This is a genomic window from Streptococcus sp. 3109, from assembly GCF_013276905.1.
Classification (GTDB): domain Bacteria; phylum Bacillota; class Bacilli; order Lactobacillales; family Streptococcaceae; genus Streptococcus.
In genome coordinates, this window is the sequence record NZ_VMLY01000007.1 from 195,554 (window position 1) to 209,606 (window position 14,053).

Sequence of the window (14,053 nt, forward strand, 5' to 3'; positions counted from 1 at the left end):
ATCCCAAAAGAACCTTCTCCTCATGGAGAGAAAGTTCTATTAGAAATTATTTACTTCACATGACTTGCCAATTCTTTTTGAGCTTTCTCATTTGATTCAGCTTTTTCTTTCAACCATTTTTCACGAGCTTTTTCATACTCTTCTTTGGTGATTGCTTTTTCACCAACTTCAGTGTACTTCAAGTATCCTGAATTTTCACCTTTAAGGCCGGCTACAGAATATGATGAGCTAAATGGTAGAACTTTTGAAACATATGAAACGGCTGTTTCTTTAGGAGAAGCCATTACTGGAATTGTCAAAGCATTATCAGTCAACCAAGCTTGTGCTACCGCGTATTTTTCATAACGTTTTTGAACATCTTGGTTTTCGCTGTTTGCATCATCAAGTAATTTTCCATAGTCAGCTAAAGCAAGTTTGCTTACTACTGATGCATCAGTGTTTTGGTCAATACCAAGGTAAAGGCGAGTGTTTCCTCCCTTGATGACAAACTGATCTAAGAAAGTAGAAGGATCTTGATAGTCAGGGTTCCATCCTAGCAAGGTGTGGATATCCCAATCTTGCTCTTTAGCTGTTGGAGCACTAAATGAAATTGGTAAAGCTTCTGCTTGAGTCATTTGTTGCAAGTCTACAACAACATTATCTGAACCCAATACTTTTTCAATTGATTGTTTCAATGATTGAACACGGTTTACAACCGCTGTTGATTCTTGGATAACCAAGGCATCCAAGTGGATTGGGAATTCAACACCTTCAGCTTGTAGGCTTGATTTAGCTTTAGCAAAGACTTCTTTAGCTTTTTCTTCATTGTAAAGTCCATTTTGAGAATCTGCTAGAGATACGTTTGACCAAGTAGAAGAATTTGTCTTAGCCAAGCTATCTTGTACCAATTCACCAAATGTTTTCTTACCAACTTGAAGATTATATGGTGCAAATGTATTACGGATGGCTACTGCAGCTCCATCAGTACCATTTGTTTGAGCTGAATAAGAACTGCGATCTACCGCAAAGTTCAAGGCTTGACGGAACTCCTTATTTAACAAAGCTTTTTGAGTAGATGTCTTTTGGGCATCACTTGTTTTGGCAGTGTGGTTATAAGTTGTACGGCCATAGTTCAAGCTGACAGTTGCAACACCCGCACCTGGTTCATTAAAGTAAATGTTATCTTTGAAGTCAGCTGCATATTTTTCATATGTCGAACTTGTCGGGAAAATACGAGCCTTGCTATATTGACCATCAGAAAAACCTTTGGCAATTACATCTTGATCCTTACCATCCCAGAAAGTGAACTTAACGTTCTCAATTTTTACATTTTCTTTATCCCAGTAAGCATCATTTTTAGCCATCTCGATAGATGATTTAGGAGTTACAGCCTTCAAGACAAATGGACCATTATAAAGAATAGAGTTAGCATCTGTTGGAGAACCAAAACCTTCCCCTTTTGAAGCTAAGAATTCTTCATTAACTGGCATCAAAACACCACTAGTTGTCTTGTCATTCCAGAAAGTTTCTGGCTGGTTCAAGGTATACTCTAGTGTTTGGTCATCAAGTGCTTTTACTCCAACGGTTGAAAAATCGCTTGTTTCACCCTTGATATAGGCTTCTAATCCCTTAATAGAAGAGCTAACGATTGAAAGTCCTTTTGATTTCCCATCTACCGCATGTTTCAAACCAGTAACGAAGTCTTTAGCAGTGACAGGAGCGTACTCTTCTCCCTCTGCTGTCACCCATTTAGCATCCTTACGGATTTTATAGGTATACGTCAAACCATCTTTTGAAACTGTCCATGATTCAGCAATAGAAGGAACCAGATTACCATATTTATCATTAGCCAACAAACCATCTACAGCATTTGTTGTGATGAATGATGTTGAATCGATATTGCTGACAATATAATCCAAAGTTTCTGGATCTGTTTGATAAACATATTGGTAATCTTTTGCTAGTTTCGCATTATTTGAACTAGTGTTTGAACACGCAGCTAGAACTCCTGACGCTAATAAGGTAGCTCCTGCTACAGCAAGCACTTGACTTTTTTTCATTTCTTCACTCCTCGTAATAAAGTATAGGTTGTTATCAATTATACCATAGATTTTAAGATGTTTCAAGAAAAATAAACGAATTTTCAGAATATTTAGGCTTATTAACACAAATTTTTCATTTTTTCTGAATATATGATTCAAATTGTCGTTCGAAGTATCAAAGGCTCCAGCGAAAATAGGAAATTTGACGCAGAAACTTTGGAGCTTAGAAAGACCTATAGTAAAATGAAATACGGACTGAACAATGTGATTTTGGAATTCAAATTAAATTATAATAATATTGTAGAAGTATCATTCTAGTATTCAAGATTCAATTTACTATATCTTTTTCACACCAACCTTATTCCGAATTCAATTACTTTCGTGATTTACACATATAGATTAAGACTATCTTTTATACTTTAAAATTTCTCGCTACCTTATCCACTATATACGCCTTGCTATCACGTTCCTGTTAGTAGTGCCACGATTTCGCTATCCCTTCCTTTGACAATTCTTATTTCCTGCGTCAGACTTAAAACGATCTATCCCCAGACCATTTTAATCCACTACCTCACGATAGTCAGGCTTGGGGAGAGCTATTGTATTCACCGATAGTGGAGCCCTACAGAGGACTTACACCTCAGATGCACGACATGTCCAGTGTATATAAAAATCTCCCACCCAAGGTAGAAGATTGTAATCTTATATACTTAATCCGTCATGTCCGATACCAAGGTTCGATGCTCCAATGGAATACTGCACATAACTAACAAGAAAATAAAGCCTGACTGAATCCAGAAGAGGGCCAAGTCAAAGATTCCGTGCACAGCAACCACTGTAAGGAAAGATAGATAAAGGCCGATAATCGGGCGTTTCCCCGACTCCTGACTCATATCCATCATCAAGCGAACAGGAGCCACAGAAGACAAAACTAATAAAATAGTTCCCACAATTCCGTAACTCAGAATCGTATCAATATAAAGACTGTGAGCATGTTCATGATAAGGAGCATTTATCCGAGGATACGAGTGCATGTAGGTCAATGGCCCCTCACCCCAAAAAGGATTTTGCTTAAACAAGGCCATCCCAGCATCCCAGATAGAAATGCGTTCTTCCATAGAAGAGTCTAAAGTCCCCATCCGAACTCCCAAATCACTAGAAAAGAGGAAGCTCAAGCCAATCGCAAAGACCCCAATACTAAGCCAAAAGGCCTTCCAGTCTTTAATGGTCGTAAAGAGATAGATAATGGCTCCAGCGATAATAGCAGGAAAAGCAGTTCGATTTTGAGTAAAGTTCAATCCAAAGAGATTCACAAAGCCTGCAATCACACAGAATACTTTCAACCAATTCAACTTGGTCGTTGTAAACAGATAGAAGGCAATCATGATACAGAAACAACAAATAATTCCATAATAATTAGGATTAAAGAAGGTCACTTCTGCACGATTCTGATGCCACACCTGCATATTTGGTGAAAGAAAAGCATAGTTGAATTTCTTCACAATTTGGAAATGCTCTAAACTCGCAAAAACAGCTGACAATACACTACCAAACAAGACGAGCTGCAAAATCAAGCGAAAGAATTTATGTGATAAAATCGACTGATAGTGCAAAAAGAAAACAGTATATAGAAGAATTCCTACTGAAGCCACAACTCCCATCCAATTTTGTGCAAAAACGGATATAACAGTACTATAGCCAAGAAAAAGAAGCAGCATCGGATGCTCCCCCATTTTCTGAAGAATACTTTTCATGTCTCCTGTAAAAATCAAACTGATAATATATAAACAGAATACAACTACAAAAAGATAAAAGGGTAAAAAGATACTCAGGATAATTCCCAATAAAATCAGCTCTTTACTAGACAACCCTCTCAGCTTTTCAATAAAGCCTATTGATTTCAAAATGAATCCTTTCTCTCCAAATCAGTTGATTCAGATAATAGTAAGCTATCCTATATTGTACCACTTTTTTAGCAATTTGAAAACAAAGGAAACGTTTTCCAAAATAAAAACCCTATCATGGTAACGTCTCACACTAACTTCCACCATAGCGGAACTTAATCTGAAACGCTTTCAGATGAGGGGATTTTGTGCGCTCTTTTTTTCGATTCATTTTGGCTACAAAAGCAATAAAATCAAGCATGTTTAAAACCAGTGGAAGTTACCCTGACACGGATTTCCACTGGTTTTTACGATTTTTATCAGACTAACTTCCACTTGGATTAGCGGTGGAAGTTAGTTTGCGAATTTAGCAAAAACCCTATTTTATCAACCATATCAAGGCTTCAAAATGTTACTTCAACTCCATTCTCAATTACCCGATAAGTCTGATTTTGCAAATCAATTTCTGCTACTGCTGTTACGGACTTATCTTTATTTTGACGTTTGATTACAATGCTGTGAGCTGTTGGTGTTTCAACGTCAATAGTTCCTTCTAAATCAAATGCTTCTGAACGATTACGGAAAGAAAATAGATTGAGAAGAGCCTTCACTACAGGACGTTGGACTTCTTCTGCTATTTCCTCATTGCTATAGTAATGACGATTAATATTTCGACCTTCTTTAGTTTCTTCCAATAATTTCAAATCATTCTTGCCTGCTAATAGACCTACATAGTAAACCTGAGGAATACCTGGGGCAAAAGCTTGAATTAGACGAGCGAGAAAATACTTAACATCATCATCTCCAAGCGCAGAATAGTAAGTTGAATTGATTTGGTAGATATCTAAATTGTTATACTCGGCACTAGAGTACTTACGTTTGACATTAGCTCCAACCTTATAGAGCTCATTTGAAGCATAGTCGATTTCCTCGTCAGTCAGGATATCCTTGACATCCACCACTCCAATCCCATCATGGGTGTCTAGCGTCGTAAATTGCTTCATTGGGCTCATCTTTAACCACTTAGCCAAACGCTCTGTTCTGGAACTGTAAAGAGTATAAAGTGTCACCATTGGAAGAGCAAAATCATAAACATAGTAATCGTGATCCGCTATTTTAAACTGAATCGAATAATGTTCATGAATCTCAGGTAAGAGCTCTGTCCCATACTCAGCAGCGATATCTCGAACTTTGTCCAATAAATCCCAAATATCTGGTTCTACAAAGAAATCATTAGTATCCAATTTCTTCACTGCATAAGCAAAGGCATCTAAGCGAATCAAATCACACCCATTACTTGCCAAGTGCTGAATCGTCTTATGGATAAATTCCATCGTTACTTCTTTGGTCACATCAAGATCAATTTGCTCCTCACCAAAGGTATTCCACAAATGTTCCACTGAACCATCTTCAAAAACAATCTCTTGCTTTGGTGCACGATCCTTACGCTTGTAAATTAAGTCTACATCAGCCTGTGTCGGACGGTTTTCTGGCCAAAACTTATCCCAGTTTAAAAAAAGATCCTTAAATTCACTGGCTTCATGTTTTTCTTGATAGTCCTTATAATACTTGGATTGACGAGAAATATGGTTAATCATAAAGTCAAACATAAGATAATATTTCTCACCTAAACGCTTAACATCCTCCCAATCACCAAAAGCTGAGTCCACTTCGTCGTAGTCAACTGGTGCAAATCCACGATCACCTGTTGATGGGAAAAATGGTAGAAGATGAACTCCCCCAATAGCATCTCCAAAATGCTCTTCCAAATTCTCATATAAGTCTTTAAGATTATTTCCCAGACTATCTGAATAGGTAATCAACATAGTTTTATTCTGAATTGGCATCATTACTCTCCTTTTTCTAATTGAAGCCAAGTCTCATATGACCTGGCTTCGTAAATCAAATTCATGTTATACTCTTCGAAAATCTCTTCAAACCACGTCAGCTTCGCCTTGCCGTAGGTATATGATACTGACTTCGTCAGTTCTATCCACAACCTCAAAACAGTGTTTTGAGCAACCTGCGGCTAGCTTCCTAGTTTGCTCTTTGATTTTCATTGAGTATTAAATCTCTGTTTATCATCAAACTCGTACTAAATATAGACTGTGATAAACTAAGTACTACTTTCTTGTTTTCTACATAGAATTATCAACAAGCTGAACCCTTCCTCTGTGTCAGAAATTATAGCTTCTCTAGTCTCTTCTTACTTCACTGCTCCGTTGCTCATTCCTGCGATGATATGGCGTTGGAAGAAGAGATAGACAATGGTGATACTGATAATGCCGACAACGTATGAGGCAAAGCTTGGTCCGTAGTCGTTGAAATATTGGCCTGCGTAGTTGTATTGGAACAAAGGCAGAGTCCACATTTTTGAATCCCGGTTCAAGACAAGGAGTGGCAACATGAAGTCATTCCAGAACCAAAGGGCATTGATGATCATGGTTGTCGCATGCATCGGTTTCATCATTGGGAAGATGATGCGGAAATAGGTTGTAAATTTATTAGCCCCATCGATCTCTGCTGCTTCATCCAGACTTTCTGGGATCGAGATTTTGATATAGCCAACATAGAGAAAGAGGGTCTGTGGAATCGCATAGGTCAAGTAGAGCAAGATCAAACCAAAGGTATTAGCCAAACCGAGTTTACTCATCATAACCGTAATCGGAATCATGATGACTTGGAAAGGTACGAAGATTCCGAGGATTAAGAGGGTATACATGATGGTAAAGGCTTTTCTTTTACTCATATTGCGAGCGATGGAGTAGGCTGCCATAGGAATAAAGATCATTACTGCAAGTAAAGACAAGACAGTGATGACGACAGAGTTCCAATAATAGCCTCCGATCCCATCAGCTAAGAGACGGCTAAAGTTGTCCCATGTGAAGTTGGTTGGAAAGCCAAAGAAATTGTCTACAATATCCTTAGTGGGTTTGAAGGAACTAAAGAGGGTAGCAAGGAGCGGCACTAAAATCAGAACCGATCCTAGAATCAATAGAATGTATTTGCCAATCAGGTCTTTTCTTTCATCTTGTTTCATCATGCTTCTCCTCTTAAATTTCAAATTTCTTAGATACTCTCAATTGGATGATCGAAATCACTACAATTAAGAAGAACAAGATTACGGCAATGGCATTGGCATAACCGAATTGGTTGTTTTTAAAGGCATAGTTATAAACCAAAAGCCCAAGTGAGGTTGTGGCATTGTTTGGACCACCACCGGTCATGGCAAAGACTTGGTCAAAGGCAGTCAGCCCACCTTTTAGGGATAGGATAAAGACCATAGAGACACTTGGTAGCAAGTAAGGCAATTCAATGTTCCAGAAAACTTGCTTGCTAGTCGCGCCATCAATCCTTGCTGCCTCTGTAATCTCAGTTGGAATAGATTGCAAACCAGCTAGGAAGATGATGATGGGCATAGCCACCCCTTGCCAAAGAAGGACAAAGACAGCCGCAAAGATCGCTCCCCACTTAGTCCCTAAAAGACTGGTTTGGAAAAATTCAATATGAAGGGCATGCCCAATCGCTGGAAGACCGTAGTTGAAGACTTGCTTGAAGATCAAAGCCACTGTCAAACCAGACAAAACAGCTGGGAAGAAGAACCAAGCACGGAAGAAGGTTTGGGCTTTGATTTTAGAGTTCAAGACACGCGCAATGAAGATCCCGAGTGCAATCTCACCAACCACCATGGCAATCGTAATGATTGCGGTAAAGCCAATCGCATTCATGAATTTTGGATCCATGAAGAGGAGCTTAAAGTTGTTTAAGCCGACAAATTTGTAGTTATAAGTCAATCCTGTCCAGTTAGTAAAACTGTAAAAGGCTCCTTGAAACATCGGCACATAGAAGAAAATTGCTTGTAACAAGAGAGGGATGACCACAAAAGCCCATGCCCAATATTTTTGTAATACTTTTTTCATAGTCTCTCTACTCCTAATCCACATCCGCTTTCATCGGGTTAAAGAAGGCATTCAAATCATTGACCATGCCTTGTTTATCACCGGTCAAGACATAGTTCATGGTCAAGGTATGGAAGTCTGATTCACTGGTCCAGTATTGTTGCAACCAGACCAAGTGACGATCAGTAAAGGCATATTCGGTCATACCAGCAAGCGGTGAATCTTCTCCTGCTTGTTTGACCCCTTCGATCGCTGTTGGAGATCCGTCCACATCGTAGTATTTTTGCATAACCTCTGGACGGGTCATATATTCCACAAAGGCATTGGCTTCTTTTGGATGTTTGGTGGCGGCTGAGATAGACCATGCCAAGTCTCCCGCACCAACGGTTAAGCTTTGTCCTTTTTCTTTTCCTGGAATCATGAAGGTCCCAATCTTAAAGTTCGGTTTTTGTTCATTAATCGCTGTGATCGCCCAAGACCCATTTGGTGTCATGAGGACATCCCCACGTGCGAAGGCTCTGATAACATCGGTATAGCCAGCACCTTCCCAGTTCTTTTGCTTAGAGCCATTGATGCGAAGGATGTCCATGACCTTGATGTCATCTTTCATAATCGAATCCGACAATTTAATGGCATTTGGTTGAGAATAACGAAGGTATTGATTGGCTTCTTTTCCTCCACCTGTTGCTGTCGCAAAGGCTAATTGATTGTAACCATTGAGTGTCCAAGCATCTGCACCTGCAATTCCAAATGGTGTTTGTCCTTTAGTAACGATGTCTTTGACTAACTGTTCAAATTCATCCCAGGTTTCAGGAACCTTCAAGCCCAGCTCTTCGAATTTATCTTTGTTGTAGTAAATTCCATAAGCATTAGCTGTAAAAGGAACGTTGTAAACTTTTTCGTTTACAGCATATTTTTCAGCGTAGCCATTTTTCACGCGTTTCAGGTAGTCTTTGTTGCTCAAATCTTCAAAGACACCTGCTTTTGCCCATTCTTGCAGTTCGATGGACTGTGGGTAAATATTGACCACATCAGGCACATCTCCTGCTAGAACACGTGTCTTCAATACTTCACCAGCATTTGGTACATTGACGACTTTGACCTTGATCTTAGGGTTTTCCTTCTCAAAATCACGAGCGATTTCTTCCAAGGTTTTGGTCATTTCTTTTTTCTGGTTGAAATACTCGATGGTCACTGTGCCATCCGCAGATTTACCATAGTTGGAGCAAGCGCCGAGCCCAAACAAAGCTAAACCTGTAGTTGCAAGAAGTCCGATTTTTTTATACCATTTCATTGGAAAGCCTCCTTTATAAATTTATACACTTTTATTATAGTCTTTTAAAAATATACTGTTTACTCAAAAAATCTCCTTGAGATAAGATAACAGTTAAACCTGCATACATGAGTTCTGCACCTGAGTAAACTACTCCATTTTCCTGCAATTCATACAGTCCCTCTTCAACCAAATCTTTTAACTTTAAAGTTGTTTCCATGGTCTCTACAACTGATAAAACGCGAACGTAGGTTACAATCGTTTGATTTTTGTAATTAAATTGTACAGCTGCTTCATTGGATTCAGTATCAGGGTTAATGAGTCTATACTGTTGTCCTAACTGAACTACTGGTCGTAATTCTTTATACAAGTTCACCTGATTAGCAATCTCAGCTTTCTCTTCATCGGATAAACTTGTCAAATCAAGCTCATAGCCCAAATTTCCCATCATTGCTACATGGCCACGTGTTTCTAATGGTGTCGTTCGTCTCATCTGATGATTCGGTACTGCTGAAACATGAGCCCCCATAGAAATGGTTGGATAGAGATAGGATGAACCGTATTGAATTGGTAAACGTGCAATAGCATCAGTATTATCACTAGCCCAGACTTGTGGGAAATAACGCATCATACCAAGATCATTTCGTCCACCGCCACCAGAGCAGGACTCAAAGAGAATATGGCTGTGCTTCTCTGTCAGATAAGAAACGAGTTCGTAAAGCCCCAGCATGTACTGATGAGATTGCATCTGTGTCTCTAGATAGTTCGATCCATTCCCCAGGTTAGTCATATTACGATTCATATCCCATTTAATGTAATCAATCGCATGATAAGATAGGAGTTGATCTAAGACATTTTTCAAGTATTCTACTACCTGAGGATTGGCAAGATTAAGTACTAATTGATTTCTAGAATAGGTATGCTCATATCCTGAAATCTGAATAGCCCAGTCAGGATGTTTACGATACAAATCGCTATCTACAGAAATCATTTCAGGTTCTAACCAAAGCCCAAACTGCAAACCTCTTTCGTGGATAGCTGAAATCAGACTTTCAAGACTTCCACCCAGTTTTTCCTCATTAACAACCCAATCACCTAAAGCCCGATTATCATCAAAGCGATTACCAAACCACCCATCATCTAATACAAAAAGTTCAATACCAACTTTCTTAGCTTCATCAGCTAGCTCTAACAGTTTTTCTCTCTGAAAGTCAAAGTAAGTAGCTTCCCAGTTATTGATTAGAATTGGGCGTTCTTTTGTAGAAAATTTACTTGGCATAATGTGCTTCAGTACAAAATTCTGACTTTCATGACTAATACCAGTTAATCCCTTATCTGAATAGGTCATTAAAGCTACCGGTGTTTCGAAGTATTCCTCAGGGTCTAACTTCCAAGAAAAGTTTTCCGGATTAATCCCAATAGCCAGCCGAACTTCATTCAATTGATTCTTTTGAACAAAAGCTTCAAAGTTTCCACTATACATTAGTTGAATAGCAAACACATTCCCAGCATCCTCTGTGACTCCTTGATCACATAGTAGAAGACCTGGTGTTTGAGCATGCCCAGAAGCCCCACGGTTCGAACTAATCGAAAAGATTCCTTGTTCTACCTGTTGACGTCTAACAGTCTTTTCACGAGCATAAGCTCCCTGAAAAGTTACGATTTCGTAATCTGCAGCTGGAACATCAGCCATAAAAGAAAAGTCCTTATGGATGATAACTTCCTGATTACTCTTATTCTCCAATTTACTGTAGCTAGCAATTGTCGCATCATTATCAAAAGCAGTATAATATAAAGTCAGACTAAGTTGAGCCTTAGAATCTTCTAAAATCAAGGCAAGAGTCTCTGTACCATCCATGCTATGTGGGGAAGGTAAACCCTGTGGACCATTTTGATCTTTTAAAATCTTTGCTTCTATAAAACGAAAATCTGTTACCTCAGTTGCATCGTGCTGAACCTGTATAGTTGGTTTCCTAAAATCTCCTAAGCCATGTTGTCCAAAAATTTGACGCTGAGTATCTAAACTAAAGGTTCGATTATGAGCCGTTGGATTTCCTGAAAAGGCATGGTCTCGTTCATAAACACTATTGGAACCTTTATAGTTCTTAATAGTCTTTCCTAAATGTTTCAAAAGTAAGTACCCATTTCGATTTTCAATAATCAAACTTAAATTTTTACTCTCAACATAAAATAGATTATTCTCTATCCTAACTCCCATTTACTTCACCTCATCACTTTAATGATTCTATTTTATCATCTGAAATCGCTTTCCAAAATAGAAAAATGTCTCAAGAATATGGTAAAATGTTAGGTAGGAGGTAGCACATGTTAGTTTTTTCAGAATACCAGACTGGAACAATCGACCTTTCCCTAAGCTTTTATGGATATGAGGAATGCACACCTAATTACTCTTTTGGTCCAGCCATTCGTGATACATACGTTCTACATTACATTAGTAAAGGACAAGGAAAATTTCATTACAATGGTAAAATTGTTGATTTAAAAGAAGGAGATTTCTTTCTATTAAAACCAGATGAACTAACCTTTTATCAAGCAGATAGTAAAGAACCTTGGGCCTACTACTGGTTAGGAATCACTGGAGGGAAAGCTCCTGATTATTTTGCTCTTTCTCAAATTTCTGACCAATCCTATCTCGTCCAATCTGAAACTTGTCATACCCAGACCACTGCAAAACTCATCTCAGACATTGTCCGCTTCGCTCAGATTACCAAATCAAATGAATTAGCTCAACTCCATATCATGGGACAACTCCATGAACTGATGTTTCATCTGGGAAATATTGCTCCCAATCAGAAGAAAAAGAATATTTCATCGACCCACCAACTCTATCTTGAATGCAAAAGATTAATTGATAGCCACTATCCTCAATCACTTACAATTCAAGATTTAGCAAAAGAGCTATCTGTTCACAGAAGCTACTTATCAAGTGTATTCAAAGAATTTAACACCTTATCCCCCAAAGAATACCTACTCTACGTTCGAATGCACCGAGCTAAACAACTTCTCGAAAATACCCAAGAGTCCATCAAGGTAATTGCATACTCGGTAGGTTTTTCAGATCCACTCCATTTTTCGAAAGCTTATAAACAATATTTTAATCAGACTCCAAGTCATACAAGAAAAGAATACTCTCAATACCAACTAGTGAGAAAGGAAACACTATGAAATCCTACCAAGCTGTCTACCAAATTCTAGCAAAAGAAACCGATTATATCAGCGGAGAAAAAATTGCAGAAGAACTATCACTGACCCGAACATCAATTTGGAAAGCCATCAAGCGGCTAGAACAAGAAGGCATTGAAATTGATAGTATCAAAAACAAAGGCTATAAATTGATGAATGGAGACCTTATTCTTCCAGAACTTCTAGAAGAAAATCTTCCAATTAAAGTCAGCTTTAAACCCGAAACAAAATCAACACAACTAGATGCAAAAGAAGCAATTGATTTAGGCCATGAAGCAAATACCCTATATCTAGCTTCCTATCAAACAGCAGGCCGAGGCCGTTTTCAACGTTCCTTCTACTCACCACAAGGTGGCATTTATATGACACTCCATCTCAAACCAAATCTCCCCTATGACAAATTACCATCCTACACACTACTTGTAGCTGGAGCTATCTACAAAGCCATTAAGAACCTAACTTTAATAGATATCGACATAAAATGGGTCAATGATATCTATCTAAACAATCATAAAATTGGAGGAATTCTCACTGAAGCAATGACATCTGTAGAAACAGGCTTAGTCACAGATATCATTATTGGAGTAGGAATCAACTTTACTATTAAAGACTTCCCACAAGAATTAAAAGAAAAAGCTTCTAGCTTATTTAAAACTACAGCTCTAATAACAAGAAATGAATTAATTATCGAAATATGGCGTGCTTTCTTCGAAACACCAGCAGAAGAGCTATTATACCTATATAAAAAACAGTCATTCGTTCTTGGAAAAGAAGTCACTTTCACACTAGAGCAAAAAGACTACAAGGGACTTGCTAAAGACATCTCTGAAAGTGGAAAACTTTTGGTGCAATGTGATAACGGAAAAGAAATCTGGCTCAATAGCGGAGAAATTTCACTCAAGAGTTGGAAGTGAAATAACACAATTATAATATAAACGATATAAAAATAACTTCAGATTAGTAATTCAATTAAGTTTTACAGATCTGAAGTTTTATTGTCTCTAAAAATAAAAAAGAGAGTTACAAACTCTCATTAAAACGGAGAATAAGGGATTCGAACCCTTGCGCCAGTTACCCGACCTAACGATTTAGCAAACCGTCCTCTTCAGCCTCTTGAGTAATTCTCCAATTAATGGGCACGAGTGGACTCGAACCACCGACCTCACGCTTATCAGGCGTGCGCTCTAACCACCTGAGCTACGCGCCCAAGTTAAAAAACTTGGTAATTTGAACAAAGTTCAAAGCGGGTGACGAGAATCGAACTCGCGACAACAGCTTGGAAGGCTGTAGTTTTACCACTAAACTACACCCGCATAAATACTATCAATTAAATGGCGCGAGACGGAATCGAACCGCCGACACATGGAGCTTCAATCCATTGCTCTACCAACTGAGCTACCGAGCCTTATTGCGGGAGCAGGATTTGAACCTACGACCTTCGGGTTATGAGCCCGACGAGCTACCGAGCTGCTCCATCCCGCGTTAATATAAAAGGAGGATGTGGGATTCGAACCCACGCACGCTTTTACACGCCTGACGGTTTTCAAGACCGTTCCCTTCAGCCGGACTTGGGTAATCCTCCAATATTCAAATGGACCTTGTAGGACTTGAACCTACGACCACTCGGTTATGAGCCGAGAGCTCTAACCAGCTGAGCTAAAGGTCCGACAAGATCATTATAGCGGCGAAGGGGATCGAACCCCCGACCTCCCGGGTATGAACCGGACGCTCTAGCCAGCTGAGCTACACCGCCATGTATCGGGAAGACAGGAT

9 protein-coding genes and 8 tRNA genes are annotated in these 14,053 nt (G+C 38.9%); 2 read left to right on the top strand and 15 right to left on the bottom strand.

Annotated features, from left to right (window positions below; translation table 11 throughout):
• Nucleotides 1–50: 50 nt before the first annotated feature.
• The 7 genes from HT698_RS05280 to HT698_RS05310 form a co-directional block, all read right to left on the bottom strand.
• Nucleotides 51–2,039 carry a peptide ABC transporter substrate-binding protein gene (locus HT698_RS05280; RefSeq protein ID WP_173219697.1) on the bottom strand — a complete coding sequence of 663 codons (1,989 nt, stop codon included), beginning with the start codon at nucleotides 2,037–2,039 and terminating at the stop codon, nucleotides 51–53.
• A 692-nt stretch (nucleotides 2,040–2,731) separates the two neighbouring features.
• Nucleotides 2,732–3,925 carry an O-antigen ligase gene (locus HT698_RS05285; protein ID WP_173219700.1) on the bottom strand — a complete coding sequence of 398 codons (1,194 nt, stop codon included), beginning with the start codon at nucleotides 3,923–3,925 and terminating at the stop codon, nucleotides 2,732–2,734.
• Between the two features lie 383 nt (nucleotides 3,926–4,308).
• Nucleotides 4,309–5,751: a sucrose phosphorylase gene (gene gtfA / locus HT698_RS05290; RefSeq protein ID WP_173219702.1), complete on the bottom strand. Its 1,443-nt coding sequence runs from the start codon at nucleotides 5,749–5,751 to the stop codon at nucleotides 4,309–4,311.
• Between the two features lie 359 nt (nucleotides 5,752–6,110).
• Entirely contained in the window at nucleotides 6,111–6,944 is an 834-nt protein-coding gene (locus HT698_RS05295; protein ID WP_075213618.1) for a carbohydrate ABC transporter permease, read from the bottom strand.
• 13 nt (nucleotides 6,945–6,957) lie between these two features.
• Nucleotides 6,958–7,824 carry a sugar ABC transporter permease gene (locus HT698_RS05300; RefSeq protein ID WP_173218721.1) on the bottom strand — a complete coding sequence of 289 codons (867 nt, stop codon included), beginning with the start codon at nucleotides 7,822–7,824 and terminating at the stop codon, nucleotides 6,958–6,960.
• A 13-nt stretch (nucleotides 7,825–7,837) separates the two neighbouring features.
• A complete protein-coding gene (locus HT698_RS05305; protein WP_173218723.1) occupies nucleotides 7,838–9,097 on the bottom strand; it encodes an extracellular solute-binding protein in 1,260 nt (419 codons plus the stop codon).
• 34 nt (nucleotides 9,098–9,131) lie between these two features.
• The gene (locus HT698_RS05310) at nucleotides 9,132–11,294 is read right to left on the bottom strand and encodes an alpha-galactosidase (protein WP_173218725.1); all 2,163 of its coding nucleotides are present in this window, start codon (nucleotides 11,292–11,294) and stop codon (nucleotides 9,132–9,134) included.
• 107 nt (nucleotides 11,295–11,401) lie between these two features.
• Here HT698_RS05310 and HT698_RS05315 point away from each other — a divergent pair, with 107 nt between their 5' ends.
• Together HT698_RS05315 and birA are read left to right on the top strand one after the other, a co-directional pair.
• The gene (locus HT698_RS05315) at nucleotides 11,402–12,262 is read left to right on the top strand and encodes an AraC family transcriptional regulator (RefSeq protein ID WP_173218727.1); all 861 of its coding nucleotides are present in this window, start codon (nucleotides 11,402–11,404) and stop codon (nucleotides 12,260–12,262) included.
• Nucleotides 12,259–13,194, top strand: coding sequence for a bifunctional biotin--[acetyl-CoA-carboxylase] ligase/biotin operon repressor BirA (birA, locus tag HT698_RS05320; RefSeq protein WP_164227023.1), 936 nt, complete (start codon nucleotides 12,259–12,261; stop codon nucleotides 13,192–13,194). The genes HT698_RS05315 and birA overlap by 4 nt, the downstream gene beginning before the upstream one ends.
• A gap of 125 nt (nucleotides 13,195–13,319) precedes the next feature.
• On the opposite strand, the gene HT698_RS05325 is transcribed toward birA, so the two are convergent.
• The 8 genes from HT698_RS05325 to HT698_RS05360 form a co-directional block, all read right to left on the bottom strand.
• Nucleotides 13,320–13,407 (bottom strand) — tRNA-Ser (locus HT698_RS05325).
• A gap of 6 nt (nucleotides 13,408–13,413) precedes the next feature.
• A tRNA-Ile gene (locus HT698_RS05330) sits at nucleotides 13,414–13,487 on the bottom strand.
• A gap of 35 nt (nucleotides 13,488–13,522) precedes the next feature.
• Nucleotides 13,523–13,593, bottom strand: a tRNA-Gly gene (locus HT698_RS05335).
• A 19-nt stretch (nucleotides 13,594–13,612) separates the two neighbouring features.
• Nucleotides 13,613–13,685: transfer RNA gene (locus HT698_RS05340), tRNA-Phe, on the bottom strand.
• A gap of 3 nt (nucleotides 13,686–13,688) precedes the next feature.
• Nucleotides 13,689–13,762: transfer RNA gene (locus HT698_RS05345), tRNA-Met, on the bottom strand.
• Nucleotides 13,763–13,772: 10 nt separating this feature from the next.
• Nucleotides 13,773–13,862 (bottom strand) — tRNA-Ser (locus HT698_RS05350).
• 10 nt (nucleotides 13,863–13,872) lie between these two features.
• Nucleotides 13,873–13,946 (bottom strand) — tRNA-Ile (locus HT698_RS05355).
• 13 nt (nucleotides 13,947–13,959) lie between these two features.
• Nucleotides 13,960–14,033, bottom strand: a tRNA-Met gene (locus tag HT698_RS05360).
• Between the last annotated feature and the right edge of the window lie 20 nt (nucleotides 14,034–14,053).

Excerpts from the sequence above, each read along its gene's own strand:
- HT698_RS05280 (WP_173219697.1), bottom strand. The coding sequence starts at position 2,039 with ATGAAAAAAAGTCAAGTGCTTGCTGTAGCAGGAGCTACCTTATTAGCG.
- gtfA (WP_173219702.1), bottom strand. The coding sequence starts at position 5,751 with ATGCCAATTCAGAATAAAACTATGTTGATTACCTATTCAGATAGTCTG.
- HT698_RS05295 (WP_075213618.1), bottom strand. The coding sequence starts at position 6,944 with ATGAAACAAGATGAAAGAAAAGACCTGATTGGCAAATACATTCTATTG.
- HT698_RS05300 (WP_173218721.1), bottom strand. The coding sequence starts at position 7,824 with ATGAAAAAAGTATTACAAAAATATTGGGCATGGGCTTTTGTGGTCATC.
- HT698_RS05305 (WP_173218723.1), bottom strand. The coding sequence starts at position 9,097 with ATGAAATGGTATAAAAAAATCGGACTTCTTGCAACTACAGGTTTAGCT.
- HT698_RS05310 (WP_173218725.1), bottom strand. The coding sequence starts at position 11,294 with ATGGGAGTTAGGATAGAGAATAATCTATTTTATGTTGAGAGTAAAAAT.
- HT698_RS05315 (WP_173218727.1), top strand. The coding sequence starts at position 11,402 with ATGTTAGTTTTTTCAGAATACCAGACTGGAACAATCGACCTTTCCCTA.
- birA (WP_164227023.1), top strand. The coding sequence starts at position 12,259 with ATGAAATCCTACCAAGCTGTCTACCAAATTCTAGCAAAAGAAACCGAT.